Annotated in this window: 28 protein-coding genes; 10 read left to right on the top strand and 18 right to left on the bottom strand. The window is 60.7% G+C overall.

Translation table 11 applies throughout. The features are described 5' to 3' along the window. Positions 1 to 19 precede the first annotated feature (19 nt). From ACP5EL_RS02675 to sepS, 4 genes are all read right to left on the bottom strand, one after another. Positions 20 to 259, bottom strand: coding sequence for a hypothetical protein (locus tag ACP5EL_RS02675; protein WP_428400898.1), 240 nt, complete (start codon positions 257 to 259; stop codon positions 20 to 22). 432 nt (positions 260 to 691) lie between these two features. Then, positions 692 to 1,726 (bottom strand): S-methyl-5-thioribose-1-phosphate isomerase, encoded by a 1,035-nt coding sequence (locus ACP5EL_RS02680; RefSeq protein WP_428400899.1) that lies wholly within the window; start codon positions 1,724 to 1,726, stop codon positions 692 to 694. A gap of 5 nt (positions 1,727 to 1,731) precedes the next feature. Beyond that, positions 1,732 to 2,424, bottom strand: coding sequence for a ribose-5-phosphate isomerase RpiA (rpiA, locus tag ACP5EL_RS02685; RefSeq protein ID WP_428400900.1), 693 nt, complete (start codon positions 2,422 to 2,424; stop codon positions 1,732 to 1,734). Between the two features lie 14 nt (positions 2,425 to 2,438). Next, positions 2,439 to 4,052: an O-phosphoserine--tRNA ligase gene (gene sepS, locus ACP5EL_RS02690; RefSeq protein WP_428400901.1), complete on the bottom strand. Its 1,614-nt coding sequence runs from the start codon at positions 4,050 to 4,052 to the stop codon at positions 2,439 to 2,441. Positions 4,053 to 4,158: 106 nt separating this feature from the next. Between sepS and ACP5EL_RS02695 the strand changes: the two genes are divergently transcribed. Next, complete coding sequence (locus ACP5EL_RS02695; protein WP_428400902.1) at positions 4,159 to 5,445, top strand: hypothetical protein; 1,287 nt, start codon at positions 4,159 to 4,161, stop codon at positions 5,443 to 5,445. A gap of 159 nt (positions 5,446 to 5,604) precedes the next feature. Here the strand turns inward: ACP5EL_RS02695 and ACP5EL_RS02700 are convergent, their stop codons facing one another. The 6 genes from ACP5EL_RS02700 to ACP5EL_RS02725 all read right to left on the bottom strand — a co-directional run bounded on the left by ACP5EL_RS02700 (position 5,605) and on the right by ACP5EL_RS02725 (position 10,446). Beyond that, positions 5,605 to 6,621, bottom strand: a complete 1,017-nt coding sequence (locus ACP5EL_RS02700; RefSeq protein WP_428400903.1) for a ketopantoate reductase family protein — start codon at positions 6,619 to 6,621, stop codon at positions 5,605 to 5,607. Between the two features lie 21 nt (positions 6,622 to 6,642). Next, entirely contained in the window at positions 6,643 to 7,008 is a 366-nt protein-coding gene (locus tag ACP5EL_RS02705; RefSeq protein WP_428400904.1) for a cytoplasmic protein, read from the bottom strand. A 62-nt stretch (positions 7,009 to 7,070) separates the two neighbouring features. Then, positions 7,071 to 8,255 (bottom strand): FprA family A-type flavoprotein, encoded by a 1,185-nt coding sequence (locus ACP5EL_RS02710; protein ID WP_428400905.1) that lies wholly within the window; start codon positions 8,253 to 8,255, stop codon positions 7,071 to 7,073. 12 nt (positions 8,256 to 8,267) lie between these two features. Then, positions 8,268 to 8,429, bottom strand: a complete 162-nt coding sequence (rd, locus tag ACP5EL_RS02715) for a rubredoxin (protein ID WP_428400906.1) — start codon at positions 8,427 to 8,429, stop codon at positions 8,268 to 8,270. 102 nt (positions 8,430 to 8,531) lie between these two features. Further along, entirely contained in the window at positions 8,532 to 9,455 is a 924-nt protein-coding gene (locus ACP5EL_RS02720; RefSeq protein WP_428400907.1) for a mechanosensitive ion channel family protein, read from the bottom strand. A 1-nt stretch (position 9,456) separates the two neighbouring features. After that, positions 9,457 to 10,446, bottom strand: a complete 990-nt coding sequence (locus ACP5EL_RS02725) for a hypothetical protein (protein WP_428400908.1) — start codon at positions 10,444 to 10,446, stop codon at positions 9,457 to 9,459. Between the two features lie 212 nt (positions 10,447 to 10,658). Between ACP5EL_RS02725 and ACP5EL_RS02730 the strand changes: the two genes are divergently transcribed. From ACP5EL_RS02730 to ACP5EL_RS02745, 4 genes are all read left to right on the top strand, one after another. After that, positions 10,659 to 11,987 carry a hypothetical protein gene (locus tag ACP5EL_RS02730; protein WP_428400909.1) on the top strand — a complete coding sequence of 443 codons (1,329 nt, stop codon included), beginning with the start codon at positions 10,659 to 10,661 and terminating at the stop codon, positions 11,985 to 11,987. A gap of 111 nt (positions 11,988 to 12,098) precedes the next feature. Continuing rightward, the gene (locus tag ACP5EL_RS02735) at positions 12,099 to 12,695 is read left to right on the top strand and encodes a 30S ribosomal protein S3ae (protein WP_428400910.1); all 597 of its coding nucleotides are present in this window, start codon (positions 12,099 to 12,101) and stop codon (positions 12,693 to 12,695) included. After that, a complete protein-coding gene (locus ACP5EL_RS02740; RefSeq protein WP_428400911.1) occupies positions 12,692 to 13,456 on the top strand; it encodes a P-loop NTPase in 765 nt (254 codons plus the stop codon). Before ACP5EL_RS02735 ends, ACP5EL_RS02740 begins: the two co-directional genes overlap by 4 nt. 19 nt (positions 13,457 to 13,475) lie before the next feature. After that, the gene (locus ACP5EL_RS02745) at positions 13,476 to 13,850 is read left to right on the top strand and encodes a PKD domain-containing protein (protein WP_428400912.1); all 375 of its coding nucleotides are present in this window, start codon (positions 13,476 to 13,478) and stop codon (positions 13,848 to 13,850) included. A 174-nt stretch (positions 13,851 to 14,024) separates the two neighbouring features. On the opposite strand, the gene ACP5EL_RS02750 is transcribed toward ACP5EL_RS02745, so the two are convergent. Continuing rightward, on the bottom strand, positions 14,025 to 14,774 hold the full coding sequence (locus ACP5EL_RS02750; protein ID WP_428400913.1) for an MTAP family purine nucleoside phosphorylase: 750 nt from the start codon (positions 14,772 to 14,774) through the stop codon (positions 14,025 to 14,027). A gap of 238 nt (positions 14,775 to 15,012) precedes the next feature. Between ACP5EL_RS02750 and prf1 the strand changes: the two genes are divergently transcribed. The 4 genes from prf1 to ACP5EL_RS02770 all read left to right on the top strand — a co-directional run bounded on the left by prf1 (position 15,013) and on the right by ACP5EL_RS02770 (position 18,188). Beyond that, complete coding sequence (prf1, locus tag ACP5EL_RS02755; protein WP_428400914.1) at positions 15,013 to 16,254, top strand: peptide chain release factor aRF-1; 1,242 nt, start codon at positions 15,013 to 15,015, stop codon at positions 16,252 to 16,254. A gap of 101 nt (positions 16,255 to 16,355) precedes the next feature. Further along, the gene (locus tag ACP5EL_RS02760) at positions 16,356 to 16,772 is read left to right on the top strand and encodes an RNA-binding domain-containing protein (protein ID WP_428400915.1); all 417 of its coding nucleotides are present in this window, start codon (positions 16,356 to 16,358) and stop codon (positions 16,770 to 16,772) included. Further along, positions 16,765 to 17,544 carry a sugar phosphate isomerase/epimerase family protein gene (locus ACP5EL_RS02765; RefSeq protein ID WP_428400916.1) on the top strand — a complete coding sequence of 260 codons (780 nt, stop codon included), beginning with the start codon at positions 16,765 to 16,767 and terminating at the stop codon, positions 17,542 to 17,544. The genes ACP5EL_RS02760 and ACP5EL_RS02765 overlap by 8 nt, the downstream gene beginning before the upstream one ends. Continuing rightward, complete coding sequence (locus ACP5EL_RS02770; protein WP_428400917.1) at positions 17,541 to 18,188, top strand: translin family protein; 648 nt, start codon at positions 17,541 to 17,543, stop codon at positions 18,186 to 18,188. The genes ACP5EL_RS02765 and ACP5EL_RS02770 overlap by 4 nt, the downstream gene beginning before the upstream one ends. A gap of 7 nt (positions 18,189 to 18,195) precedes the next feature. On the opposite strand, the gene larA is transcribed toward ACP5EL_RS02770, so the two are convergent. The 4 genes from larA to ACP5EL_RS02790 are packed head-to-tail and all read right to left on the bottom strand — an operon-like array spanning position 18,196 to position 22,162. Beyond that, positions 18,196 to 19,419 carry a nickel-dependent lactate racemase gene (larA, locus tag ACP5EL_RS02775; protein ID WP_428400918.1) on the bottom strand — a complete coding sequence of 408 codons (1,224 nt, stop codon included), beginning with the start codon at positions 19,417 to 19,419 and terminating at the stop codon, positions 18,196 to 18,198. Continuing rightward, positions 19,419 to 20,276: a DUF58 domain-containing protein gene (locus ACP5EL_RS02780; protein ID WP_428400919.1), complete on the bottom strand. Its 858-nt coding sequence runs from the start codon at positions 20,274 to 20,276 to the stop codon at positions 19,419 to 19,421. The genes larA and ACP5EL_RS02780 overlap by 1 nt, the downstream gene beginning before the upstream one ends. A 9-nt stretch (positions 20,277 to 20,285) precedes the next feature. Then, positions 20,286 to 21,236: an AAA family ATPase gene (locus tag ACP5EL_RS02785; protein WP_428400920.1), complete on the bottom strand. Its 951-nt coding sequence runs from the start codon at positions 21,234 to 21,236 to the stop codon at positions 20,286 to 20,288. A gap of 59 nt (positions 21,237 to 21,295) precedes the next feature. Beyond that, a complete protein-coding gene (locus tag ACP5EL_RS02790) occupies positions 21,296 to 22,162 on the bottom strand; it encodes a hypothetical protein (protein ID WP_428400921.1) in 867 nt (288 codons plus the stop codon). A 339-nt stretch (positions 22,163 to 22,501) separates the two neighbouring features. Here ACP5EL_RS02790 and ACP5EL_RS02795 point away from each other — a divergent pair, with 339 nt between their 5' ends. Beyond that, positions 22,502 to 24,442 carry a SpoIIE family protein phosphatase gene (locus ACP5EL_RS02795; protein WP_428400922.1) on the top strand — a complete coding sequence of 647 codons (1,941 nt, stop codon included), beginning with the start codon at positions 22,502 to 22,504 and terminating at the stop codon, positions 24,440 to 24,442. 12 nt (positions 24,443 to 24,454) lie between these two features. On the opposite strand, the gene ACP5EL_RS02800 is transcribed toward ACP5EL_RS02795, so the two are convergent. The 3 genes from ACP5EL_RS02800 to ACP5EL_RS02810 are packed head-to-tail and all read right to left on the bottom strand — an operon-like array spanning position 24,455 to position 26,275. After that, the gene (locus ACP5EL_RS02800; RefSeq protein ID WP_428400923.1) at positions 24,455 to 25,549 is read right to left on the bottom strand and encodes a DUF2117 domain-containing protein; all 1,095 of its coding nucleotides are present in this window, start codon (positions 25,547 to 25,549) and stop codon (positions 24,455 to 24,457) included. Continuing rightward, on the bottom strand, positions 25,524 to 25,805 hold the full coding sequence (locus ACP5EL_RS02805) for a DUF2098 domain-containing protein (RefSeq protein ID WP_428400924.1): 282 nt from the start codon (positions 25,803 to 25,805) through the stop codon (positions 25,524 to 25,526). The genes ACP5EL_RS02800 and ACP5EL_RS02805 overlap by 26 nt, the downstream gene beginning before the upstream one ends. A gap of 14 nt (positions 25,806 to 25,819) precedes the next feature. Next, positions 25,820 to 26,275: a hypothetical protein gene (locus tag ACP5EL_RS02810; protein ID WP_428400925.1), complete on the bottom strand. Its 456-nt coding sequence runs from the start codon at positions 26,273 to 26,275 to the stop codon at positions 25,820 to 25,822. Between the last annotated feature and the right edge of the window lie 228 nt (positions 26,276 to 26,503).

Here is a 26,503-nt window from a genome sequence, read left to right on the forward strand (position 1 = left end):
AATGTTGAGGTAAAGTCCTTCACAGAACGCCAATTGCAGGATAATCGAAGTCCTCCTTGGACAGTGCACCGGATTCGAATAAAATCCACGGTTCTTTTTGGTTTTCAGGAGTTAGACAAATCAGTCCAAATTTGGTTTCCTTCAATAGATCAGCCAATTTTGATCTCCAGAGGACGCCTTTCTCAATATCATGTTCCGATATTAGTGGATCTATGGCAGGGATTACATGAGGTAGCCACCAGTGTAGCGCCTTTGCCACGCCGTATCCGCGTTCACCCGACCAGCTAATAAAAATTTTCGTTTTATTCAATAGGTTATCCCTCCACTACTTGTCTCCTTTATGATAAGATCGCTTCAGGTTTAAAATTAACTCGGACAAGAAGCTAAGTCCGGGTTTCTAAGAGCTTAGTGTTGTGTCACGATCTCAGTTCTTTGATTTTTCTTTTTAATACCAAACACCAAACGACGGTGGATCTAATGAAAAACCTCACCTTGTGATCTTTTTCGCCATCACGACCACGAAGAGCGCGTGGAAGAGATACCAGAGGACGCCCTATATCATCACCGCGTACTTGCAGAGCCCCACCGGGTGAATCCCCGTCAGGGCCGTGAAACTGAAGTAGAGGCACTCGCCTCACGAAGAAGAGACGGCACCATCGTCGATGGTAAAATATTTAAAAAAACTCGCTCTTCATCCCAACTCCGGCATCTCCGGCGGCCTGAATATCCCCCGCTCAGTGATGATCGCGGTCACCAGGTCGAGGGGCGTGACATCGAAGGCCGGATTGTAGACTTTGACCTCAGCCGGGGCGAGCTGTTTGTTTCCTAAACGCCTGATCTCGTCTGCGTCCCTCTCCTCGATCTCGACGTCCTTCTCGGACCTTTCGAGGTCGAAGGTGGAGATGGGGGCGGCGACGTAAAAGGGGATTCCGTGAGCCTTCGCCAGGACGGCGATGGAGTAGGTCCCGATCTTGTTGAAGACGGCGTCCTTGGTGATCCGGTCGGCGCCGACGATCACCTTGTCGATTTTGCCCTGGCGCATGGCCATCCCGGCCATGTTGTCGCAGATGAGGGTGACGGGTATGTTGTCTTCAGACAGCTCCCAGGCCGTCAGCCTCGACCCCTGGAATAGCGGCCTCGTCTCGCAGGAGTAGACGCTGATTTGCTTTCCTTCGGCCACCGCCGACCGAATGACGCCCAGGGCCGTCCCCCAGCCGACGCAGGCGAGCCTCCCGGCGTTGCAGTGGGTGAGGACCACGTCCCCGTCTTCGAGGAGGGACGCGCCAATGTTGCCGAGGGCCCGGTTGATGGCCAGATCCTCCTCGGCGATCGATTCCGCCTCCGCCAGGGCCGCGGCCCGGATCTCGTCGGCGTCGGAAGTAGCGGATTCTCTTATTTTGTCCAGGGCCCTCAAAACCCGGTCGACGCCCCAGGAGAGGTTGACGGCGGTGGGCCTCGCCGCCCTGATGATCTCGGCCGCCCTCTGGACTTCCTGGAGGAGGGCGGCCGGGTCAGTCGCCGCCGATCGGGCCGCCGCCAGGGCCACGCCGTAGGCCCCGGCCGCTCCCAGGGCCGGAGCCCCCCGGACCCGCAGGGCGAGGATCGCCTCGCAGAGCCCCTCGACTGTCTCGATCTCGATCGCCTCCAGCCTCTCGGGGAGGAGGGTCTGGTCGATCATCCCGATGGCCCTGTTCTCGGAATCCCACCAGATCGTCCTCGTCCTCAAGGGTTTCACTCCCGACTGAAGGTCCTGACCTCGCCGTCGATGACCACGATCAGCTGGTCGACGTTCTCGAAGATCCCGTGCTCGACGACTCCGGGGATCTCCGAGAGCTGGGTTGAAAGGAGGCCGGGGTCCTCGATGGTCCTGAAGTCGGCGTCGATGACGAAGTTTCCGTTGTCGGTGATCACCGGCCCGTCCTTCATCTTCGCCTGCCGAATTTTGGGTGAAGCCCCCAGCTCCTCGATCCTCCGGCTCGCGAGCCTGGCGGCGAAGGGGAGAACCTCCACCGGGACCGGGTGGGTGAGAATATCGACGTATTTGCTGGAATCGGCCACGATCACAAACCAGGTGGCGGAGGAGGCTACCACCTTCTCCCTCGCGTGGGCCGCTCCGCCCCCCTTGATGGTGGTGAGATCCTTTGCGATCTGGTCCGCCCCATCGATGGCCAGGTCCAGGACCGGGTCCTGGTCCAGGCTGGTTAGGGGAATCCCCGAGGCTATGGCCAGCTCCTGGGCCTGGTAGGAGGTGGGAACCCCCAGAACCTCCATCCCCTCCTCCACCATCTCCCCGATCCTCTTAATGGTCCAGGCGACGGTCGACCCGGTCCCAAGCCCCAAAACCATCCCGTCTCTGACCATCTCCGCCGCGGCCTCCCCCGCGGCCCGCTTCTCCTCGACGTTAGAATCCGGCGTTCTCACCATGAATATCCCCCACCCTAATCGACGACCTCGCTTCTGACCGTGGTGAAGACCGGCCCCCGGACGTCGATCTTCCTCTTCCTGCCGGTGATGTACCTCTCCAGGGCAGGCTCGATCTTCAGGTTCACATCTCCGGGGCTTCGCACGATCCGCGCCCTCGTCTCTGACCCCTCTCCCCTCAGGGCCGCCTCCTCCGCCTCCCGGGCCGCCAGCTCCGCGAAGGAGTCGATGAACCTCATCCCGGTGGTGACCCCGTTCTCGAAGGCCTCCTCCCACTTGCCCGTCTTGGGGATGCCCAGGATGTTCTCCTTGTAGACGATCACCTCGTTTTTGGCCGCAGGGCCGCAGAGCTTGGTATTCTCCTCGGGCTCCACCACCTTGACCGCGACTTTGTGGCCAGAGAGCTCGCCTCTCCAGGCCTCAAACTCGCATGGGCTCGCGGCGTCCCCGTGTTCCTCGCAGGTCTTGACTATGGCCTGCGCGATCTCGATCCCGGCCTGGGTTTCGGGCACTTTCTCGACCTTTATCATCATCGCCATATCCCTCGCCGATAGGTCGGGATCGTCCTGGAACTGGGGATAGGTGAGGGCCCGCAGGTCAGTGGCGTCGTAGAGGATCATGGCCAGCCTCTCCACCCCCAGGCCCAGGTTCATCACCGGGTAGGGGACATCGTACTTGGAGAGGGCGGTCGGAGAGTATATCCCGAAGGTGGCCACCTCGACCCAGCCCGTGTTGTACTTGGTGGAGGACCCCACCAGGCCCGGATGATGGGCGTAGACCTCGATCTGGGTGTCGGGGACGTAGTACTTGCTCCTCTTGTCGTCGGGGAAGAACTTGAACTTCTCAAACCCGAACTGGCTGAGAAGGCCGTCGGCGACCATTTTGCCGTCCTCGACCGAGAGGTCCTCGTCCATGATGACGCAGCTCGCCGAATGGTAGGTCATCAGCCTCGCCGCATCCTCCGACTGCTCCCGCCGGAAGCAGCGGTCGACGGAGAATAGCTTGACCGGAAGGTTTGCCCTCTCGGCGAGGCTTCCGAGGGTGATGAACCAGCCGGAGGTCATGTGGCTTCGGAGGGTCTTGGTAGTGGCAACGGGGGTGAGCTGCTTGAACTCGGGGAAGACCTCCTCGATGAGGGTTGAGACCAGGGCGTCAGACGCGCCCAGGGACTCCGATATGTCATGGACGAGATCGTCTCCCTCCACAGTCCCTTTCTTGTAGCTGTGAAGGATCTTTCGGACGGCGTCGACGTCCTCGGCCGAGAGGTCCCGATCCAATAGCTTCTTCATCTCGCCGACCCGCTCGTCGGAGATCCCGATGTCGGGCCGAGGGAGGCCAGCGAGGTAGAAACATCGATCCAGAACCGCCAGAGCCTCGCTTCCAAACTGCTTTTTGACCTCCTGGTCCTCCACGATCAAAGGGTTCATCGCCTCGTCGAAGCCGAGGCGGAGGTAGGCCTCCCGGAGCCTTCCGATCACATCGAAGATGGGATGAGGCCTGCCGTAAGGACAGACGCGCCTGGGGTAGCGTCGGTTGAGGGGCGGCACCTCTACGTACTCCTTACCCTGCTGCCAGGCGCGATCGAAGTCCTCGCCGGCAGCCTCCCGAATGCGGGCTGGATCGAACTTCATGGAGGCAGGGATTGGGTCACCCCTCTTTAAGACTTTTGGGAGCGGGAAGGTCGGATGATTTATAATCCCCCATCCCGTTTTGATGTCGAGAGAGGTGAGATGGGCCTTGAAGTGGTTGAAGAAGATCTTCACAAAGGAGAGAGCTGACGAGAGGAGGGAAGACGAGGACGCCCCCTCGACCCTGGCCCTCTCTCACGTCGGGGAGTGGCTTGGGGAGAGGTCCCAGGAGCCCGAATTTGAGGAGAGGGTCAGGTCTCTCTACGGCATGATAGATAGGGTGACAAAGGACCTCGAAAGGGACCTGTTGACCCTGGAGAAGGCAGAGCCGAGAGAGGACGTACCGCCGAGGCTCCTCAAGGCGGGATCAGCCGCCAGGGAGAAGGTGGCACGGCAGATGAGGGTCCTCTCCGAGAGGCTGGCCCCACCACCGAGGGCGGACCTGAGATCGGCGGAGGAGTACCACTCGGCGATGCTGAAGCACCTCCAGAACACCGTCCAGAAGTTCGGGCGGGCCCAGAAGTACACCGCCGCCCTCTTTCCAAGGGAGGTGGAGATGATCAACTCCGATCTCGGGGCGGCGAGCCGCCACCTCAGAGACCTCGGCGAGGCGGTCAGCGAGCGGGAGGCGAGCCTGGAGAAGTTCGTCGCGGCGGGGGCCCTCGCCTCCAAGGTCCGAGAGAGAAGGGACCAGGTGGAGTCCCTTAAGGCCGAGATCTCCGGAGACGAGGATCTCCTGGTCGTGCTGAGAGATCAGGAGAGGGGACATAAGAAGGAGATCGAGTCCTGGAACCGGAGCGAGGTGGGGAGGAAGACCTTCGAGGAGAAGAAGTCTCTGGAGCAGAAACTCCGGGAGCGCGATCAGATCGAGATGAGCATGGCGGACCTGGTATCCCCCCTGACCAAGGCCATATCCAGGGTCGTAAAGCAGGACGATAGCGACAGAATCGACCTCCAGCACCGGGAGGTCTTCGAGCAGCTCTCCGGCTCCCCGGCTCGGGCTCTCGAGGGCGACGTCTCGGGAGCGCTCCTGGAGCTGAAGTCGAAGGTGGACCTTTTGGGCCTGCGGGAGAAGAAGAGGGATCGGATAACCGAGCAGATCGACCACCTGCTGGAGGACAGGCCTCTGGAGGTTCTGAAGGCCCGCCACCGGGCGCTCGACCGAGAGATAGAGGAGCTGGAGCGGAGCCTCTCCAAAGGCGGCCGGGAGGCCGCGCGGCTGCGGGAGAGGCGCGATCAGGTCCGCCAGAAGATCCAGGCCCTGGAGGCGGGAGTCGAGGAGAGAAGAAAGAGCCTCACCGCCCTGGAGGAGAGGCTCTCGACAGAGCTGGCCGATCTGAAGAGAGAGCTCGAGGAGATATCAGGAGGGCCCGTGGAGATCGACGCTCGGAGGTGAGGTGGAAGAGTGAATCCCTTCCCTTAGGCACACAGCAGCACGATTGATGTGGTCTGCGAGAACCCCCGGCGTCACCCTCTCGATGAAGAAGAGGGCGATCTCCAGGCAGAAGAACGCCGGCACCGCCACCAGGCCCGCTCGCGCGCGAAAGGCCGAGCTCTAGGCTCTTTGCCGTTTTTTGATCGCATCGTTGTCTCTCGCCCCACCCTCCTCAATCGCCTTCACCAGCGCGTAAAGCGTCTCGTTCGCTGGAGCTGCGATGCCCTGCTCTGCCGCCCGGTCCAGAACATACCCGTTTATCGAGTCGATCTCCGACCGCCTTCCCCGTAGGACGTCCTGAAGCATGCTGGAGGTGTTGGCGGCTGTCATCGAGGCGACGGTGTGGACGAACTCGATGACCTCCAGCTCGTCGAACCGATGCCCCTCCTTTCCGGCGACGGCCACGCACTCTCTGACGATCCTCTCTACGACCGGAGCGAGATGTGACGAGAGGACGATCCCGTTCTTCTCCCGGGTCAGGGCGGTGATCGGGTTTATTACTGCGTTGGCGAAGAGCTTCTTCCACTGCTGGCTCTTGAAGTCCTCGGCGAACTCGGCAGTAAAGCCCTTCTCTTCCAGACGGGCTTTGATGAGCCTTTTCGCATCCTCGCCGACGGCGGATTCAAAGACGGCTCTTCCCCTCCCCTTCAGCTCGATTTTTCCATCCTCGGAGAATACAACGCCGACGGAGATTATGCCCTCGAAGACGCGGTCTTGGGGGAGGTCGAACCTCTCCCGGTTGCCCATGCCGTTCATAAATAGGACGAACTCGGCATCTTTCAGCTTCCCCTCCAGGAGGCCGGACCGCCTTATCTCCCTCAAAACCCCGGTCAGTGAATGGGTCTTGACGCAAACCATCACCAAGTCGGGGGCGAAGTCCGACTCCGCGAGCTCGTCGAGGTCGACAAAGCAATGCCTGAACCGGATAAAGAGAGGGCTCTCGCCTTCGGCCAGGGAGAAGACCTCAAGCCCCCTCTCCCTTATCCTCTGGATGTGGCCGGGCCTTCCCAGCAGGGCCACGTTCTCCACGACGGGGGAGATCCCCCCTTCCACCTCGCCCTCCAACTCCCCTTCGGAGAGGAGGTAGCCCAAGAAAGAGCCTATCGCCCCTGCCCCGTAGATCAAGACCTTCACCATGAATCTTCGCGCCCTCTTGGATCAGAAGGTCAGCACCGTATACCCCATCTCCAGGTACCTGGCGATGCTGGGATGGCCCATAAGCTCGTCGCAGATGGGAAGCCCCTGATCCTCGGCGCTCTTGAGGCTGCCCATCTTGGCGGAGCAGGCCCTGCAGACGCAGTCGATCAGACAGGCCTCCTTCACCCTCTCGTAGAGGCCCGCAAAGGGCTTCTCGGGGTCGGCGAGCTCTGCCACGAGCTTTGTCGCTGACCCCTCGATGATCAGCTTGACGTGGTAGTTCTTCTCCCTCAGGTCGAGGGCGTTTATCAGTACATGGGCAAAGCAGATGGGATCACCGTTGAAGGCGAAGAGGGCCACCTTCCCCTTATAGCATCCTTCGTCCATCGTCAGATCACCTCAATATCCCTCATCTTCTCAACCTCCTCTCCCTCTGATCTCCCTTTGCCTTAAGCGATCCCAAGCTCTTTGTGCTTCTTCAAGATCTCGTCCGCCAGCCGGTCGAGGGCCAGATAGTCCTCCTCGGTCGGAAGCCCTTTGGCCAGGACCGGCTCGATCATCTCCACCTTCAGAAGGGGGATCGTATCCTGGATCACCTTCACCGTTTTGCCGCCCCAGCCGTAGGAGCCTATGATCGAGGCGAACCTGGTCTTGGGCCGGAGCGCATTGGCCAGGAAGGCGACGTGAGCGGCGTTGGGGTGCGGCCCCCCCAGGATGGTGCAGGCCCCCAGGACTAGGGTCGCGGCGTCGACCAGGGCCTCCGCCATCTTCCCCACGTCCGAGGCGGCGATGTCGAACCTCTTCACCCCGATCCCCCTCGCGATCAAGGCATTGACCAGGTGGTCGACCATCAGCTCTGTGCTCCCGTGCATCGAGACGAAGGGGACCACCACCTCGTTTTTGACGTCGTCGGAAGACCAGTCCCGATAAGCCTCGATGATGAAGGAGGGTTCGGAGTGGAGGGGGCCGTGGCTTGGGGCTATCATCTTGATGGAAAGCGAATCCACGATCTCCAGGTTCTTTTGTATGATCTTCCGGAAGGGCATCATGATCTCGGCGTAGTACCTCTTGGCCGGCTCGTAGATCGTCCGTTGGTCGGCGAAGAGGTCGCTCGTAGCGTAATGAAAGCCGAAGAAGTCACAGGGAAAGAGGATCTCCTCCTCCCGAAGGTAGGTGGACATAGTCTCCGGCCAGTGGACCCAGGGGGTGTAGAAGAACTCCAGAGTCTTCTCGCCGAGAGAGAGGAACTCTCTGTCTTTCACGGTCTCGAACTTCTCGGCCGGGATTTCGAGGTGCTCTTCCAGAAGCTCTCTGCACCGGGGGGTGCAGACGACTTTGGCCGCAGGAAAGCGTTCGAGGATGGCGGGGATCGATCCCGAGTGGTCCTGCTCGGCGTGGTTTGTCACCACGTAGTCGAGCCGGTCGAGGCCCAGCGTCTCCAGGTTATCCAGCAGGGCCTGGGCAAAGGGCGGGTCTGCGGTGTCGATGAGGGCAGTTCTCTCGCTTCCCTGAACGACATAGGCGTTGTAGCTCGTCCCGTCCGGGAGCGGTATCAGCTCGTCGAAGAGCCGCCGGTCCCAGTCGATGACCCCGACGGAAAAGACCCCAGGCCTGATCTCTCTATATACTCCCATCGACCTCCCCCCTCACTCGACCTTTGAGAAGTCGTCCTTGGGAGCACCGCACTCCGGACAGATCCAGTCGTCGGGAAGGTCTTCAAAGGCGGTCCCGGGAGCGACTCCGGCGTCTGGATCTCCCTTTTCCGGATCGTAGATGTACCCGCAAACATCACAGACGTATTTATCCATCCAATATCATCTCCTGGAGATTATTATTTCGCATCGTTCATACTTAAGTATTTTTCAAGTCGGATCGAAATCAGGACGAAGAAAGATTTTTCTCGCGCAAGACTACTTGTAGGGCTTTGAGCTGTATCCCCCTTTTGCCGCGGATTCGTCTCCGAGGTCCACAACCCCCGCCTTCGGCGGCTCGATTCCCTCGGCCTCGAAGGCCTCCCAGGCCAGGTTGGTCACGTCCGACTCGAAGGGAAACTCATCCCTCAGATCGTAGACGTAGGCCTTGGACCTCACCCTTCGATAGAAGGGAAAGTCCCTCAGGAGGATGGTGACCTGTCTTTTGTCGGAGATGTAGACGTACCGGGACGTAACTGTGGCCTCTCTCAGGATCGCCATAGCTCTCGCGGCATCCGAGGCCGAGTCGATGAAGAGGTCGATCACCACCATCATCTCCTGGTTCCCGGCGTTGGCGTTGGCCAGGATCTGGTTGAGAAGCTTCTGGTTGGAGACGGTGATCAGGCTGTCGTCGGGAGAGACCAGCCTCGTCGCCCGCAGGCCGATGTCCTTCACCTCGCCGTAATGGTCCTCGATCTTCACCTTGTCGCCCACTTGGTAGGGCTTGTCCAGGACGATGACGATCCCGCCCACCACCTCGGCCACCAGATCCTTCATGCCGAATCCTATGGCCGCGCCCGCCAGGCCTGAGAAGGCGACGAGCTGGGCGGTGGAGAGCTGGATGATGGACCCCAGGATGTGGTATACGGCAAAGCCGTAGATGGCGAACTTCGTGAGGGGGTTCATCATCTTGATGGTGATTCGATGTTCGTAGGCCCTCTCTGAAAACCAGGTCAGGAGAAAAACGGTGGTTCTGGTGGCTACGTAGGCCAGGACCAGCACCAGAAGGACGTTCATCACGGTGAACGAGTCGATCCCCAGATCCGGGATGTTCGATGGGATGTTGGTCGAAACTCCGGAAGCCCCCCCGGAAGAGGACGACGTCGATAGGTTGGAGTAGGCCTCTGTCACGTTCTCAGCCATGCTACCAGACCAGCCTCAGCCTTCGGAGGTGCTCAACGGCGCTCTTGAGGGCCTCGGCCCTCATCGACGCGACCTCTCCATCGATTTCGACGAGCCTCCTCTCTTCCAAGAGGCGCGCGATATTCCGCGCGGAGAGGCCCAGAGGCTCCAGGACTTCGCCCAGCTCGTCTATCTCGACCGAGCCTTTGGAGAGGATGATGCTCAGGGCGAAGGACTCGTCTCGGTCGAGATCGATGGATGGAGGGTCTTTCAGGATGTTTCTGACCTCAGGATAGTCCAAGGCGTCCTTCCAGAGACGTTCGACGACGCCGGGGTTTCCGTCGGAGATCTGAGCGAGCCTATCGAAGAAGATCTCCTCTGGTGACTTCTTCTCGTTCCTCTCTAGACGGGACCTGATCGATCGCACGTCGATAACAGGATAAGGGATCTCCAGGCTATGGCCCAGGAGGGTCTTCTGGTAGGCTCCTCGGTTCAAGACCTTCAACACCTCTTCGTTAGCGATCTCTTCCTCGACAAAGGTCAGCTCGTCCTCTTTGTAGCCGGATAAGAGCATCTCCCGAATCTCGTCTGCGCTCATTTTGGATAGCCTGATCTTTTGAGGGAAATATCGGCCGATCTTCAGGACCTGCTCGAGGTACCCCCAGGAATAGCTGTTCCAGGAGGTGATGAAGAGCCGGTCCGAGGTGGCCAGCAGATTCAAAAAGCGGTTCATAGTCTCAAAGCCGCCGATCTTCCGGCGGTAGAGGCGATGAGCCTCCTCGACGATCACGATCCTCCTGGTGGCCTCCTCCAAAACCTCTAAATTTCGGATCAGCGAGCGGGCGTCGATCCTGATCCCCTCCTCCCCGGTCATGCCCTCGACCCGATCCATCAGTTCTGACCCGCCGTAGAAGGGGTCGGATATTAAGGCCAGGTTCGATCTATGCCCCTCCCAGTAGTCGACTATGGCCTTCTTGATGGGACCGATCTCCTCTTCGAATCTAGGTATCATATGGCAAGACCTGCATAAAAGGCGGCCAGAAGGTAGGATCTGGCGTACTTCTCTTCTCGTACTCTTTTGGGACTACTTGTAGATTAAACTTTTCTTGGACGCGAAATAATTTCGGGACCGCACCGTCATTCGATCGAGTCGAAAAATATTAAATAGATAAGTACGTTAGTTAGATGGATTGATCTTAAACGAAGGGAGTTGGAGGGGGTAGTATGAAATGCCTGCTTTATATTACGGTCGCGCTTCTGGCGCTGGCGCCGACGGCCTTCGGCGCGGTAGGGACAGCTGAACAATCGGGGGGGATCGCCTCCACCGATCCCATGAGGTCGTACTACGGCGAGGCGCCGAGCCTCAAGGGGCCTTACGAGGAGGGCTACTCGCCGAAGGAGCTGGACTTCGGGACGCCTGAGATGTACAGCCTCTCGCCTGACGATCGGCTGAGCTTCGTTTCTGCGACGCCTCCTGATACCGTCATGGCGGGGATGGAGGGGGCTTCGGGAACCGGCTCAGGCTCCTGGTACTGGCCCGGCTCGGTGGAGTCTCAGAACAAGCTCTACGTCGAGACCCCCGACGGCGTGACCACGGTGGCGGGCTGCAGCAGAGCTGGATATCTTCCCCTCTGGGCGAAGGTCGCCTACACCGGGAACTTCTTCGTCTACGAGTGGTACCCAAACAGCCTGACGCCTTCGGTCAACTGGTACTTCTGGACCTGGCCCGACTACCTCAAGGGCTGGTTCAGAGGCGATGAGCCCGGATGGCACGTAATCTGCTTCCACTGCGACAAGTCCAGCAACTACGTCTACATCTACGTCTGGCCCGATGGATCCTATACTGGAGGTACATCCGGATCGTATGCGGCGAGCGGGACGAAGAGTTACTCGAAGATAGAGGCACCTCAGACCAGGCCATCGTCTTCGTCTTTGAGCGGCGGCAGCCTCTCGACGAGCTTGGGCACGGCATCGCCCACGCCGCCAGACCCGGTCTCTGAGGGGCTGATGCCCACGGATCTGCGGCTGCCGGCGCCCGATTACGGCGATAACAGCTACGACGGCTGGACGACCTCTTCGGCGCCCAGCTGCTCCCCGGCCAGCGGGACCCCCGGCCGCGGCGTTTACGCCACCGGGTCGGCAGACTACAGCTACTCGAGCAGGGGCACCATCTCGCCGCCCGGCTACAGCGCAGGCACCGAGACGGTATCCGACTTCGGGCTGGTCTATACTCCCAAGGCCTTTTCTAAGTACAACGAGTACTACGTCCAGACCTGGCCGAACAGGCTGACGACGGTGGCCAGCGTCCAGAAGGGCGAGTGGCTTCCTCTCTGGTCCAAGATCACGCGGCCCGGGATGTACTGGTCCTTCGAGTGGCCCCCCTGTAAATCCGGATACTACTGCACGCCCGAGGTGAAGAGCTTCGGCTACAAGAAGGGGGGCTGGTATCCGACCTGGTTCAAGAGCAGCACCCCCGGCTGGCACCTGCTCTGTTACCAGTGCAACGACTGGAGCAACTACGTCTACATCTACGTCTGGCCCTTCGACTGCTGATCCTGCCCGCCTCCCCTCAATTTTGAGGGGAGGGGCGATCTCTTTATATACAGTAAGCCGGGGTCTACTCTGAAGTAATCTGAAGCAATTACCCTTACTGGAGGATGTTTATTGGCTAGAAGGTCACAGAGAAAGTCTGACAGCAGGAAGGTCAAGACTAAGCAGTGGTACAAGGTTGTGGGCCCTGATATGTTCGGGAAATCCCCCGTCGGGGAGACCCTGGCCAGCGACCCTAACAAGCTGATGGGAAGGATCATCGAGACCACCCTGGGGGAGCTTACGAACAACTTCTCCAAGCAGAACACCAAGCTCAAGTTCAAGGTGGACCAGGTGGCAGGCGACTCCGCTTACACCAGGTTCGTGGGCCACGAGCTGACCAGCGATTACGTGAGGTCCCTGGTCAAGAGGAGGACCTCTCGGATCGATACCATCATCGACGTCACCACCAGCGACGGCTACAAGGTCAGGGTGAAGCCGAGCTGTTTCACCGTGAAGAGGGCGAGGACCACCCAGGTCAAGACGATCAGAGAGATCGCCTCGGGCATAATTCAGGAGAAAGCGGGCACCCTCGACCTCAACCAGTTCATCCAGGAGGTCGTCCTCGGCAAGCTCTCCCTCGAGATATATAAGGACGCTAAAGAGATCTATCCTCTTAGAAGGGTGGAGATCAGAAAGACCGAGATTTTGGCGGGGCCCGTTGCCTCATGAAGATCCTGGGATTCTTCGGAAAAGGCGGCACCGGCAAGACCACCCTCACCGCCCTGATCCTGCGCGAGCTGATCAGGCGGGGCGAGGAGGGGCTTTTGGTGGTCGACGCCGACGCGAACGAGTGTCTTGCCTGTCTCCTGGGGGCGGAGGGGACACCGACCCTCTCCGATATGCTCCAGAAGTACAAGCGTCAGCGTGAGCAGAGCCCCGAGCTCACCGGGATCGACATATTCCAGAACCTCTTCGAGACCCTCCTGATGGAGGGCGAGCAGGACGGCTACGACATGCTGATCATGGGCCGGGGCGAGGGCGTTGGCTGCTTCTGTGCGGTCAACGACCTTCTCCAGGCGGTCTTCGAGAAGACCGTCGAGGGGGAGATCTACAGCTACCTCCTCATGGACTGCGAGGCCGGGGTGGAGCATATCGCGAGGAAGACCTCAGGGAAGATCCACGACGCCATAATAGTAACCGACGCGAGCAAGGTCAGCCTCGATACCCTCCGGCGGATCAAGGATGTGGCCTCAGAGGTGGGGGCTTTGATCGGAAACTACTACGTCGTCGCCAACAAGACGAGGCCCGAGATGCTGGGGAAGGTCAAAGATGCCGCAGAGAGCCTGGGGTTCAAGTACCTGGGCGCGATCCCCGAAGACCCCAACTTCACCGAGATCGCCTATGAGGGGAAGACCGTCTTCGACCTGCCCGACGACTCTCCTGCGGTCCAGGCCGCGAAGAAGATCGCAGACCAGCTCCTCAGCTCGTGAATTATCCGCTGGAGGGATCATGGAAAGAAAGGGGATCTCGCTATTGATCTGCCTTGCAGCCTGCATCATAGCAGGCTGCTCGGAGATGGGAGAGGATGGAAAGGCCAGCCCATCGGACGGCTCTGTCGATGAGCTGGCCGTGGCTATAACCTCTCCCGTCGCAGGCTCGGTCTTATCCGGCGACAAAGCCGTGAGCTTCGATAGCAATGTCGAAGGCGGGAAGAAACCCTATTCTTATCGCTGGTCGTCGTCTCTGGACGGGACCCTCTCCACGGAGAGGTCCTTCTCGAAGTCGCCTTCGGAGATGAGCAAAGGGCGTTACACCATCATCCTGACGGTGACCGGCGGTTCCGGGGCCAGCGATCAGGCGAGCATCACCGTGACGGTGCTTTAGAGGGGAGCTCAACTTCAGACTCGCGCCCCGTATCCGTGACCTGGGGTTGGGAACCCCTTTCCCGGCCCGGCTATCCTGATCCGTCCTCCATCCGGAGCGGCTTGACGGCGGCCGTGTTCCTGATTTTCTGGTATTGGTCTTGCAAGAAGGACAGGGCCGATCTCTAGAGGAGGGTCATAGCCCTGCCCCGGCAAGTGCCGAGCCGCAGGAGCAGCTCGTCTCCTCGGGCATCATCGAGATCGCGCCCTCTATGGCCCCTCTCAAGAGACGGGCGGATCTTGCCATCTCGCCTGTGATCTCCGCCGCGGACATGGCGTCTCTTCTCATTCCGGCGGCGGGGTTTGTGACGATGCATATCGAGGCATAACAGATCTCCAGCTCCCGGGCGAGGACCACCTCCGGGTAGCCCGTCATCCCGATGACGTCGCCGAACCTTCTGAGCATCCTGATCTGAGCGGGGCTCTCCAGGTGCGGCCCCTCTGTGCAGACGTATATGCCTTCGGCGACCTCGGCTCCCGTGGCCTCTGCTCCCCCGGCCAGGGCGCGTCCGACCTGGGGGCAGTAGGGGGTCGTCAGATCGACGTGAACCGCCTCCTCCTCGAAGAAGGTCGATGGCCTGGACTTGGTGAACTCCACGAAGTCGGTGGGTATGACGAAGCTTCCCACGGGGTGCCAGGACATGGTCCCGACGGTGTTGGTGGATATGACCCGGAGAGCGCCCCAATATTTGGCGGCCATGAGGAGGGCTCTGTAGTTCACCCGATGGGGCGGGAGGTGGCCTTCGCCGTGGCGAGGGATGAATAGGACCTCTTCACCGCCCAATTTCGCGACCCTGGGCACCACTCTTCCATAGGGCGTATCGATGGGAACGGCTTCTCCTTCGATCTCGACTCCAGTTCCGCCGATCACAGCGATCTTCTTCATGTTCGACTGGAGATCTTCCGGAGTTAAAAGGGCTTGTCCTGAGGAGATAGAAGAGGCTTGGATATCGGGCGATTTGAGGTTGTCGGCTTCTATTTGGCGCCCTTTATGGCGAAACCTACATAAGGCCCGTCTCCCTCTTGCCTCTGAGACGGCCGTCCAGTCGGGACCGCCCGCACGTCGATCATGCCTCCCCGTCGATCACGCCTCACGATCACGGTCCCTTTTGAGGAGATATCAGATGGAATTTACCGCCCAAGAGAAGTACGAATTCAAACGTCTGCTCGAAGACCTGAGGAGCAAGAGCGGAAGGGGTACGGAGCTGATCTCGCTCTACATCCCTCCCGACAAGCAGATCTCGGATGTCACCGCCCAGCTGCGGGACGAGCACGGTCAGGCGTCCAACATTAAGTCCAAGCTCACCCGCACCAACGTCCAGAGCGCTCTCGAGTCGGTGATGGCAAGGCTCCGCCTGATCCCTCGGCCCCCGCCCAACGGGGTGGCCATATTCGTGGGGGCGGTCGACGTCGGCGGGAACAAGACCGACATGTACAGCAAGGTCCTGGAGCCGCCAGAGCCGATCGTCACCTACCGCTACCACTGCGACTCCACCTTCCTCCTCACCCCCTTAGAGGATATGCTGGCCGACAAGAAGACCTTCGGCCTGGTCGTCCTGGACAGGAGGGAGGCCACCATCGGGACCCTCAAGGGAAAGCAGGTCGAGTCGCTGAAGCACCTCACCTCCTCGGTCCCCGGAAAACAGAGGAAGGGTGGTCAGAGCAGCCGGAGGTTCCAGCAGCTGAGGCTGATCGCGATCCACGACTTCTACAAGAGGATCGGAGACAGCGCATCCGACGCCTTCCTTTCGATCGATCGAAACGACCTGGAGGGGATACTGATCGGAGGGCCGTCCCCGACGAAGGAGGAGTTCGTCGATGGCGAGTTCCTCCACCACGAGCTTCAGCAGAAGATCCTGGACTCCCTCGACGTCTCCTACACCGACGAGTCGGGGCTCTACGAGCTGGTGGAGGCGGCTCAGGAACGGCTCTTGGACCTCGAGCTCACCCAGGAGAAGCTCATCATGAGGAGGTTCATGAAGGAACTGGTGAGCGACAAAGGGCTCGCCTCCTACGGCGAGAAGGAGGTTCGGCAGAACCTGGTCATGGGTGCGGTCGACACCCTCGTCCTCTCCGAGGACCTGCGGAAGACCAGGGCGACGATCAGATGCACCAACGCCGGCTGCGACTATTCGGAGGAGACCACCAGGACCTCGAATAGCCCGCCGCCGGAGAACTGTCCGAAATGTGGATCTCAACTGGAGATCACCGACGAGGCGGACATAATATCCGACCTCTCACAGATGGCGGCCGATAGCGGAAGCGACGTCAAGATAATATCCACCGACTTCGAGGAGGGGGCCCAGCTCTATCGGGCCTTCGGCGGGATCGCCGCGATCCTGCGGTTTAGGACGAGCAGCGTCTGAGACCCCATCTTCAGCCCGTCGTCTTCAGTTCGTCGGCATCTCGACCCTCCGGTCAGGGACTCCGAAGCCTAAAATACCAGGAAGAAAATCCAAGAGAGAAGATGATCGAGCTGTCCTTGAGCGCGGCCGTCAGGCCCACCGAAAGCCCCGAGAAGGTGGCGAGAGCACTAATGAACCTATTTCCCGAGACCGAGCTCTCTGTGGGCGAAGGCCGGATCGAGGGGCGGGGCGGCAGAGAATCCCTCTCCACATTTCGCCGCCTTCTGAGAGAGCAGAGGATCCTGGATACAGCGAGATCAGTGATGCTCCAGGGAAAGGTCGGCGACGCCTTCCAGTTCAGGCTGAACAAGCAGGCGGCCACCGTCTCGAAGATAAGCTTTCCTCCCGAGGAGGAGCCTCTGGGCTCGATCCACGTCCAGATAAGAGGGCCTGAGACGCTGATAGACGTGCTCGCTCCTGAAACGCTCGATGGAAGGCCGACGAAGGAGATCGACCTGGAGGACATTGATTATGTTTAGCTTTTCGTCCAGCGCCCTTGTTGATCGGCCCTTCGACTGGGCCTATCAGCTGGAGGAGCTCGGCTATTCCGGCTGGGAGATCGTCAACGAAGGAAGGCAGAGGCTGACGGCGGAGACTCTGCCTCTCGCCCGGGAGATCGTCGAGACGACCAGCCTCGTCATCACCATCCACCTACCCTACTCCGACCTCAACCTCGCCAGCATGAACCAGCCCATCTGGGAGGAGACCCTCCGGCAGATGAAGGACTGCATCAGCCTGGCCTCAGAGTTCGCCAGACTTGCCGTCGTCCATCCCGGCTACCTCTCGCCTCTGGGAAAACAGATGCCCGACCGGGCCTGGGAGCAGAACATCCTGGGCCTGTCGCAGATCTGCGATCATGCCGCCGATCACAGCATGACCATCGCCGTCGAGAACATGCTGAACATAGAGTCGATGCTGGGGAGGACCCCTGAGGAGATCCTGGGGATGCTGGAGAACGTCTGCCGGGAGAACCTGGGGTTCGTCTTCGACGTCGGCCACGCCAACACCAACGGGAACGTCGAATCGTTCCTGGCCCTCAAAGACAAGATGGTCCACGTCCACATCCACGACAACAAGGGGGCCAGAGACGAGCACCTCCCGGTCAAGAGCGGGAACGTCAACTGGTCGAGGGTGGCCAAAGCCCTGAACGGATACGAGGGCCGGTTTGTTACCGAGGCCCGGACCCTGGTCCAGGGGGTCCAGTCCATGAGAAACCTGAAGACCTTTATGGACCATCTGGAGGGACCATGACCTCATCCCTCGACGACCTCTCCGAAGAGATCTCCCGCTACTTCGAGGCGAAAGACCAGGCGAGGGAGGAGGCGCTCGCCCTGACCCGGGTGGTGGTCAGGAGGTCTGGGGCCGCCATCCGGTCCGTCCACCGATCCGAGTTCGACCGGGCAAAGGAGTTGACCGAAGAGGCCGGGGAGGTCCTGGCCCGGATCGGCGACCTTCTGGCCGACCACCCCGACGTCCGCTACGCGGGCTTCGTCGACGGCGCAGAGCAGGAGTACGCCGAGGCGAGGATCGTCTACTCCATCATCACCGAGCACACTACACCCAACCCCGAGGAGGTGGGGGTCGAGATGACGGGCTACCTCGGGGGCTTGGGCGATGCCGTCGGCGAGCTGAGAAGGCACGTCTTGGATCTGATCAGGCAGGGAAGGCCCGAGGACGGGGAGGTCCACCTCGCGGCGATGGAGGAGATATATCACCTTCTGATGCTCTTCGACTATCCCGACGCCATCACCAAGGGGCTGCGGCGGAAGGGGGATATGGCCCGCTCCCTTCTGGAGAGGACCCGGGGCGACCTCACCAACGCCATGGGCCAGAAGAAGCTGGAGGTCCAGCTCCGGGAGCTGGAAGGGCGGCTTGAGCGGCAACCATCATCTTAGAAAAAAGTTATCCCCTCGTCGCCAGGGTCAAATTCCCGTAGGGCATGACGATCGTCCTCGCGCCCCGCCCCTGCCTCTCTCGGGCCATGGCCAGGGCCTCTTCGAGAGTTTTCGCGTGCCTGAAGAAGACCATCTCCGCAAGCTCCGGCCTCAGGGAGGAGACCAGGATGAGGTCTTTTTGCAGGGACTCCCTCGCGATCAGGGCCGCCTTGTGCCCCCCGAACTCGTACTCTCTTCCGAACCGCTCCACGCAGTCCTCGGCGCATTTTGCTTCTCCGGCCCACCGCTCGAAGACTGGATGGCCCAAGCCTTCGGCGCACTCGGCCAGGAGGATGAGGGAGCCGCCGGGGAGGACCGCCTCCTTGGCGTTCTCCATCGCCTTCTGGGCCTGGAAGAGGTTGATGTCCTTGGGCCTGCCCCCTGCGCAGGCGACGACTATCTCGGCGGGGCTGACGGCTTTGCGGTACATCTCGTCCACCACTTTTGCCCCGGCCCGGTGGGCTTTCACGAAGTCGCCTGCCACGGCCCGGACGATCTCTTTCTTGCTGTTCAAGACCACGTTTAGGATGAAGTCGAGTCCCGCGATCTCTGCCGCCTCCTCCATGTCCAGCCGGACGGGGTTGTCCAGGCTTCCGGACCTCGCCCGGGGGTCGGTCATCATGGCGTGGTTCTTGTTCACGGACCTCTCGGAGCTGACGCCGGGCAGGAGCGCCTTGGCCCCGCCGCTGTAGCCGGCGTAGTAGTGGTACTCGATGTTTCCGGTCCCGATCTTGAGGTCGCAGGATGCCACGTCCGCCAGGATCTCGACCGGCGTTCTTCGGCTCGTCTCCCCGATGCGGACGCACCGATCTTTGTCGTGCTGGAGGTGGGGAAGGCCGGCGGAGCTGCCCAGGAGCCGGTCTTCCTCCTCGACGGTCATCCTCCGGTGGGTCCCCAGGCCGAAGACGACCAGGACCTCGGATACCCCCATCTCTTCCAGCCTTCTCACCAGGGGCGGCAGCATCTTGGAGGTGGGGGCGGGCCGGGTTATGTCGCTGGCCATGATGGCGGCCCTTCTGGGGCCGGCGAAGTCTTCGAGGCCGGGGCCGATGGAGTCGTCCAGGGCCCTCTCGATCTCTGCCGTCTCCTCCTCTGCTCCGGCGAGCTCGTTCGGGAGAACCACCTCGAACCTCTCGTCCCCCTCGACTTCAAGACGAACGGAGCCCGCGCCGTATCCGAGCCTCATCTCCATCAGGCCCTCCAGACCTGAGCCCGGCTGTTGACGTCGCTGAAGACCTCGAAGATGGGCGTATCTGTAGTGTAGGTGAAGAGGTCGGCCCCCACGGCGTCGCAGGTCTCCCTGATCCTCGCATCGTGCTCTTTCATCTTGGCTTTGTACTCCTCTCTCACCTTCGGCGTCACCCTGGTCATCACCGACTCCTTCGACTCCATATCGATGAACCGCAGGTCCCCCTCGAAGTCCATTTCCGCCTCGGCCGGGTCCAGTACCTGGATCAAAATCAGATCGTGGCTGGATAGCTTGTAGATCGCGTTGATGATGCTCTCTACGTCGTCGAGAAGGTCGGAGACCACCACCACCAGGCTCGTCGACCTGATGGTGAGGTCGAACTGCTCCGCCGTCCTCCGGAAGTCGGTCCCCCCCGAGGGGGCGGTCCGGTCCAGGTCCTCCATCGCCCAGAAGAGGTTCCTCCTCCCTCCTCTCGTCTCGCCCGGCTCCAGCATCTCCCCGAACTTGGAGATGGAGAACTTCTCGTTCTCCTTTATCGCCATATAGGCGAAACCCACCGAGACCTTGGAGGCGAAGGCGAACTTATCGCCATAGGCCATGCTGGAGCTGGCGTCCAGGAGGAGGTGGACGGCGAGGCTCCTCTCCTCCTCGTGCTCCCGGACGTAGAGCTTCTCCGTCCTTGCGTAGACCTTCCAGTCGACGAACTTGAAGTCGTCCCCCTTCCGATACTCCCGGTAGCCGACGGGGCTTATCCCCCGGCCCACCTTCACCGACCTCCGGGCCCCACTATAGGCGGTAGATACCCTCTTTCTCACCAGGAGGGTGAAGCGGTCCAGCTCTGCGAGAAACTCCGTATCCATCGGTGGGCCTCAGATCGACTTCAGAATGTCTGATATCACCTGGTCGGTGGTGACGCCCCTCCTCTCAGAGTCGAAGGTGAGGATGATCCTGTGCCTGAGGATGGGATAAGCCATCACCTCCAGGTCGTCTCTATCGACGTAGTCTCTGCCGGCGAGGAGGGCTCGGGCCTTGGAGGTGAGGATCAGGCCGATGGAGGCTCGAGGGCTCACGCCGTACTCGACACCCTCCCACTTCCGAGTGGAGATGACGGCCTTTATCGCCGCCCTTTTGAGGTCGTCGGAGATGGGAACGTCCCTGGTCAGCTGCTGGAGGGACAGAAGCTCCCTTCTCGTGATCACTCTCTCGACCTGTGGCTCGGCGTGGCCCGTGTACCTCTCCATGATCTCGTACTCCTCATCGGAGCTCGGGTAGTCGATGAATACCTTCAGAAGGAACCGGTCGAGCTGGGCCTCGGGCAGGGGGAACGTCCCCTCCATCTCGATGGGGTTTTGGGTCGCGAGGACGAAGAAGGGCTCCTCGAGCTTGTAGGTGTTCTTTCCCACGGTGACCTGCTTCTCCTGCATCGCCTCCAGCATCGCGCTCTGGGTTCTGGGGGAGGCCCTGTTGATCTCGTCGGCCAGAACGATGTTGGCGAAGATCGGTCCCTCCTCGAACCTGAATTTCTTGCTCCCCTCCACCTCCTCGATCAGGGTGGTGCCGGTGATGTCCGCGGGCATCAGGTCCGGGGTGCACTGAATTCTGCTGAAGTCGAGGCCTGTGGTGCTGGCTATCGTCTTGACCAGGAGGGTCTTTCCCAGACCCGGGTTGCTCTCGAGGAGGGTGTGGCCCCCGGCCAGGACCCCCACCAGAATCTGCTCCACCACCGACTTCTGGCCCACCACCACTTTGCCGATCTCGCCCTTTATCGTCTCGAAGATGGCCGGCGCGTCCTTATAAATGTTGATCAGATCGTCTCTCATCTCTCGGTCCTCGGTGAGATCTAAAGCTCTCTTTTATCTTCCATTTTTCATTCCGTCTCTCAAGAGATCGCTGCCAGGTTCTCGAAATACCTTTTGATGATCTCCCGGTGCTGGGGCGGCAGGCTCTCTATGTAGAGGTCGGTCGGCACCGCCACCCCCACCCCAGGCTCAGATCTGGTGAAGAGCCGGTCCATGGGGTCCGTCTCACTGGACCTGAAACCCGCTGCCGACCCCGGATATAAGACCAGCTCCAGGTTCACCTCCTCCAGGACGGCGAGCGACGGCTTTCCGTAGATCTCGCCCGAGATCCCCGGTCCCGAGGCGCCCTCCTCCGGCAGCTCTTCTTCGGCGAAGAGCTCTGCTGCCCGATCCCGGAGATCGGTGAGGGGCTTGAAGGGCTGGGGCGGTATCTCCTCTCCGGCCTGGCTCTGGCTGAAGATCGCGGCAAAGGCGAGGAGGAGGACCAAGGTTCCCGCCTTGGCCTGGAAGATAGGAACGCTTCTATCGCCGAAGAAGAGCCGCCGGTTGTTGACCAGGTCAGATACCCTTACTTTCGAGAGTCTTCTCTTGACGTCTCTGGCCAGGCTCTGCATCACCACCGAGTCTGAGTCGCGGTTGTCGTAGGCGGCCTTCGTCTTCTCCGAGAGGCTCTCGTCCAGATGGACGAAGAGGTCGGACTTCGACCTCCGGTCGAGGATCTTTCCGCTCAGGAGGCCCAGGATCAGGGAGAAGATGGCCGGTGCGGCGGCGAAGGCCGAGTCCTGCCAGTAAAACCGAAAGAAGGCGGGAATCCCCAGGAAAAGGGCGGCGATGTAGAGTAGACTCGCGATTATGCCGGCGTTGAGCAGGTAGAGGCCCTGCTCGAACCGGCGATAGACCCCAAAAAGCCGCCTCAGATCCGCCAGAAACTCGTATGAACCGTCCACAAGATCCATTCAGAGCCCGTACTAATAAGTAGTTTCCGAGCTGAGGGCTGAATGCCTTCACCAGGGCATGGTATCGAATCTTCAGAAGATCTCTTATAGGTCCTGGTATTCGGTGTAGAGCGAGGAGCGGCAACCGATGAAATTAGGTTTATAGCCTTTGAAGAACAACCTGCTTTGGGGCCTTCTTCGCAAAAGGCCGAAGATAGGGCCACGGGAATAACTCGACGATCGAATTTGGGTGCGGTCCCTGCTGGATCCGACCCGTCTGAATACCCAAGAAAAATGGCCAAGATTTCGAAGATCAACTGGCAGAGCTTAGGGCTTCTGGTGCTGATTCTGTTGGCGTCGATAGAACCCATCGGCGCAATCTCCATCCTCGATATGGGGGGGAATGGGGATGCCGCTCCCGATGAAGACGGAAATGCGACCTCGAAAGGTCCGACGGAGCTTATAGCCGCCGGGGTCTGGATCGCGCCAGATGGAGGGGAGAACGTCTCCGCCGGGGTGGAGGAGACCCTTCTCTCCATCTCCGGCCCCTCCAGGGTCCTGAGGATTACGGTCCAGGAAGAGGAGGTCAGCGAGCTCGGATATATTGGAACCTCCGACGGCGTTCTGATCCTCTGGCCCGACGTCACCGAGACCCTCCGCCTGATCGCTCCCTTCGACTACCGGGAACGGCCCTGGTACCTGGAGGCCGCGCGGTCCAGGGAGACGATCTGGACCAGGCCCTACCTCTCCCAGGCGAGCGGGAGCCTGGCCATCACCTGCGCGACTCCGATATTGGTCGAGGGGAACCTGACCGGGGTTGTGGGGATGGACATATCTCTGGCCGAGATCGACTCCGACCTCGCCAATTTATCTTCCGGCTACCCCTTCCTCTTAGACGGTCAGGGGGCTGTGGTGATGAGGCCGGATGCGCCCGAATCCTTCCTCTGGGAGGAGATCCTGATGCCGGGGAGCCTCCTCGATTCAAAGAACCGGGAGCTGGCCGATCTGGCCGAGGCGATGGTCCAAGGCGAGAGCGGCACCATCATTCTCCGTCTCAGCAAGGGCATGGTCAGGATCTCCTATGCGCCCCTTCCCACCGTCGGCTGGAGCCTGGGGCTGGTCTCCTCAGATCAGGAGCTGGCCGCAGCCAAGGCCTCTCAGTACGATCAGCTCTTCCGCCGGATATCGGGCCAGACCGAGGTTCTGGCCCTGGAGACCGGCGAAGCCCTGAAAGATCGCGGCCCGAAGGCGGCTGCCCCCGGCTCTCAGGACGGCGGGGAGGAGGCCGAGCCGCCGTCGATCTGGCCTCTCGCTCTGGCGGCGGCCGCCATATCAGCCATCCTGGCGGGATTGGCCGGATTTAGGGCGGGGAGGAGAGGCGTTTCGTCCATGGTCAAAGCCGTCGAGAGGGCCCTGGAGGGGATCGGCAGAGGAGACCCCGAACCGAAGATCGAGGGGTACGGCTCGAGAGATATGAGCGATCTTGGCGAGGCCTTCGAGAGGATGGCCGTCGATCTCGAAGATCGGATCTCCCACGTCGAGAAGAGATCCTTCGAGACGGGAAGGGCTGAGAAGGAGAAAGAGGTCTATGGAGAGGTCAGGCGATTCCTCCTGCCGGAGAGGTCCCCCCAGATCGAGGGCTATGAGGTGGCGACCCTCTCTCTCGTCCCGGGTTGTGAGGACGTTCAGTTCTACGACTTCTTCGAGATGGAGGGGTCGAAGTCGGTGGTGGTGATGGCCGAGGTCTCGGGCAAGGGCGTATCCGCCGCCATGGTGGCCGCCCTCACCAGAAGCATGATCAGGGCGGCCTCCCGGAGGTTCGGCGATCCGGCGAAGGCGCTCAGGGAGACGAACTTTCACGTGAGCGACGACGTGAGAAGCGGGATGATGGTATCCTGCTTTTGCGGGATGCTGGACCTCTCCAGCCACTCCATGAATTACGCCAACGCCGGCCATGCCCCGCCCTTCATCGTCAGCTCCGACGGCTTTGTGGACACCCTGATCGGAGGCGCGATATCCATGGGTGCCCTAGACCACATCGACCTGGAGATGGAGGGTTGGATGATAGATCCGGGCGACGTCCTCGTCATCTACAACGACGGCCTCATCGAGGTCGAGAACGAGGATAACGAGCGGTTCGGAACAGAGAACCTGATCGCCCTCATAAAAAATAACCGGGAGAGGTCGGCTCAGGATATCATGAAGGAGCTGGAAGCGGCGATAAAGGGCCACGTGGGAAGCCAGCCCAAGACCTTCCATCCCGCCGCCATGATGGTGAAGAGGTCTGTCTGAAGGACCGACGGTTCAAAACCGGCCCTCGGCCCTGAAGTCGTCCCCGGCGATCTTCTTTATCATCTCGACCACATCTTCGATCGAGAGGCCGTCCATCGAGATCCGGTCTCTCCCGCAGAAGATCTCCTCCCTCACCCGCCCGCCGACGACGTCATCGGTGCCCGGCCGGACCTCGATGACGACGCTCCCCTCGGGCGTCGCCGTCCTGGAGCAGAGGTGGTCGGGATCGCCGTCTACTATACCGATCAGGGGCGTTCCAAGCCTCGCCAGGATCTCTCCGGCGACGGCGGTGGTATCGTCGCCCACGGTTACGGCAAGCCTCGCTCCTTTCGCGTTCTCGAAGGTCTCTTCTGCGGCGTGGTCTATCAGGGCCGCGTCGCGGCCTTGAGTGCGGATCGTCCTGGGGAGGTTCTCGGTCCTTCTGATCTCACCGGTCCTCAGGATCGCAGACTCGAGATCGACGAAAGGGAGCTTCTCCAGGCCGTGGGCCTTGACCTGAGCGCCATCGATCTGCGTTATCCTGCCGTCGACTGCTGTGATCTCCACGGCCACCTCGCGGGCTCTTGCGACCACGGTCCCGTTGATGGATATGTTCTCACCGGGGATGGCTCCCAGGATCTTCCTTCTGACGATCCCTCCTGAGGATTCTGTCCTCGGCGAAAGCCGGGGGGCGGCCACCAGCTCCAGCCCCAGGAGCCGGGCGATCCATTCGTCTTGGCGGCCCGCATCCCCCGCCAGGGCCGAGACGAACCCTCCGCCATAGTCCGCGAGGAGGAGGGGCTTTTTTGGCTCTGCCCTCGCCGCCACCATCGCACCGAAGGCGAGCCCCGTCTCCCTCGTCTTGGCGAAGTTCAGGAGGATCACCATCTCGACGGAGGGATCGAGCCTCCGGACCGACCGGCTGGGCATCTCCCTCCTCGATATATCGATCCGGTCTTCCAGGGCGGCGTCGATGACCGCGACCCTGCCCATCGTGCCTCCGAGGACGGCGGTGACCGGCCCCATCCTCTCGAGAAGGCCCAGGGCCCTCTCGGCAGATCCCGAATCGACGACCTCGGGGCCGTGGACCACGACCCCTATCCTATCCGCCACTTTCGACGCTCTCATCTTCCATCTTCACCGATCTCATCCTCTCCTCTTCCGCCTTCATCCTCTCCTCCAGCTCCTCCAGGGTCCGGGCTCCGATCTCCCTCCTCTCTGGCATCTTCTCGATCGGCTGCAGGGTGCTCAGGTGATAGTAGAGCCCCGTCGAATCGAGAAGCGCCCACTCTTCGCCGTCCTCGGTCTTGAGGACCTTCACGATCCCCACGGTCCCGGTCCCACCGTACCTGACTATGCTCCCCTCCCTGATCTCCTCAGACATGATCCTCGATCACCTCATAACAGCTTCTCCATCAGTACTTGGCCGCCGAAGTTCTTAACCTCTGCCCCACCGAGAATCGAGATTACCTCGACCCCCTCGAACTCGGACGTCCCGCAGAGGACGTCCTGTTCGGGATGGGTCCCGGCCTGGATATCGCACCTTATCCTGGTCCTCTCCCCCACCGATACCACCGTCTTCAGCCGCGGCGAGGCGGGATGGCCCCGGGGAAGGACGATCAGGGGGGAGTTCATCTCTCTTATCGTATAGAGGGTGCACCACAGGCCCTTTCTCGCCCGGTCACCGACCTCGAAGGTCGATGCCACCAGGAGGTCGTCATCATCGGTGAAGAGGGCTATCTCCTCGGTACTGGTCTCGAGATAAAAAAAGTGGCCCAGGGTCCTGGCCAGGGCCAGGGTCCCGGTCGTGCCGCAGAGGTAGGCGATCTCGTCGTCTTCCAGGGGGATCTTCATCTTCTCATCACTCTGCGGGCTTAACATTTCTGGATTGGCAGGAAGGACATCGCGGCCTTCTCCCCATGCCCTTGAACTTGTTTCCGCAGTCCTGGCATATGTAGCCTTTCGACGCCAGTGATTCGACGTCGCCGATATCCGGTCCGCCTCCAACGGTACACATGGGACTTTCACCTCCTTAAGTTCTATTTCCGATCGGCTCTTATTTAAATGAGGTGGCTGCAGGGC

The sequence above is a fragment of the Methanocrinis sp. genome, assembly GCF_049974945.1.
Classification (GTDB): domain Archaea; phylum Halobacteriota; class Methanosarcinia; order Methanotrichales; family Methanotrichaceae; genus Methanocrinis.

Bases quoted from the DNA above. Each gene is read 5' to 3' on its own strand.
- rpiA (WP_428400900.1), bottom strand. From the start codon at position 2,424: ATGGTGAGAACGCCGGATTCTAACGTCGAGGAGAAGCGGGCCGCGGGG.
- sepS (WP_428400901.1), bottom strand. From the start codon at position 4,052: ATGAAGTTCGATCCAGCCCGCATTCGGGAGGCTGCCGGCGAGGACTTC.
- ACP5EL_RS02700 (WP_428400903.1), bottom strand. From the start codon at position 6,621: ATGGTGAAGGTCTTGATCTACGGGGCAGGGGCGATAGGCTCTTTCTTG.
- ACP5EL_RS02705 (WP_428400904.1), bottom strand. From the start codon at position 7,008: ATGGACGAAGGATGCTATAAGGGGAAGGTGGCCCTCTTCGCCTTCAAC.
- ACP5EL_RS02710 (WP_428400905.1), bottom strand. From the start codon at position 8,255: ATGGGAGTATATAGAGAGATCAGGCCTGGGGTCTTTTCCGTCGGGGTC.
- rd (WP_428400906.1), bottom strand. From the start codon at position 8,429: ATGGATAAATACGTCTGTGATGTTTGCGGGTACATCTACGATCCGGAA.
- ACP5EL_RS02720 (WP_428400907.1), bottom strand. From the start codon at position 9,455: ATGGCTGAGAACGTGACAGAGGCCTACTCCAACCTATCGACGTCGTCC.
- ACP5EL_RS02725 (WP_428400908.1), bottom strand. From the start codon at position 10,446: ATGATACCTAGATTCGAAGAGGAGATCGGTCCCATCAAGAAGGCCATA.
- ACP5EL_RS02730 (WP_428400909.1), top strand. From the start codon at position 10,659: ATGAAATGCCTGCTTTATATTACGGTCGCGCTTCTGGCGCTGGCGCCG.
- ACP5EL_RS02740 (WP_428400911.1), top strand. From the start codon at position 12,692: ATGAAGATCCTGGGATTCTTCGGAAAAGGCGGCACCGGCAAGACCACC.
- ACP5EL_RS02745 (WP_428400912.1), top strand. From the start codon at position 13,476: ATGGAAAGAAAGGGGATCTCGCTATTGATCTGCCTTGCAGCCTGCATC.
- ACP5EL_RS02750 (WP_428400913.1), bottom strand. From the start codon at position 14,774: ATGAAGAAGATCGCTGTGATCGGCGGAACTGGAGTCGAGATCGAAGGA.
- prf1 (WP_428400914.1), top strand. From the start codon at position 15,013: ATGGAATTTACCGCCCAAGAGAAGTACGAATTCAAACGTCTGCTCGAA.
- ACP5EL_RS02760 (WP_428400915.1), top strand. From the start codon at position 16,356: ATGATCGAGCTGTCCTTGAGCGCGGCCGTCAGGCCCACCGAAAGCCCC.
- ACP5EL_RS02765 (WP_428400916.1), top strand. From the start codon at position 16,765: ATGTTTAGCTTTTCGTCCAGCGCCCTTGTTGATCGGCCCTTCGACTGG.
- ACP5EL_RS02770 (WP_428400917.1), top strand. From the start codon at position 17,541: ATGACCTCATCCCTCGACGACCTCTCCGAAGAGATCTCCCGCTACTTC.
- larA (WP_428400918.1), bottom strand. From the start codon at position 19,419: ATGGAGATGAGGCTCGGATACGGCGCGGGCTCCGTTCGTCTTGAAGTC.
- ACP5EL_RS02780 (WP_428400919.1), bottom strand. From the start codon at position 20,276: ATGGATACGGAGTTTCTCGCAGAGCTGGACCGCTTCACCCTCCTGGTG.
- ACP5EL_RS02785 (WP_428400920.1), bottom strand. From the start codon at position 21,236: ATGAGAGACGATCTGATCAACATTTATAAGGACGCGCCGGCCATCTTC.
- ACP5EL_RS02800 (WP_428400923.1), bottom strand. From the start codon at position 25,549: ATGAGAGCGTCGAAAGTGGCGGATAGGATAGGGGTCGTGGTCCACGGC.
- ACP5EL_RS02805 (WP_428400924.1), bottom strand. From the start codon at position 25,805: ATGTCTGAGGAGATCAGGGAGGGGAGCATAGTCAGGTACGGTGGGACC.
- ACP5EL_RS02810 (WP_428400925.1), bottom strand. From the start codon at position 26,275: ATGAAGATCCCCCTGGAAGACGACGAGATCGCCTACCTCTGCGGCACG.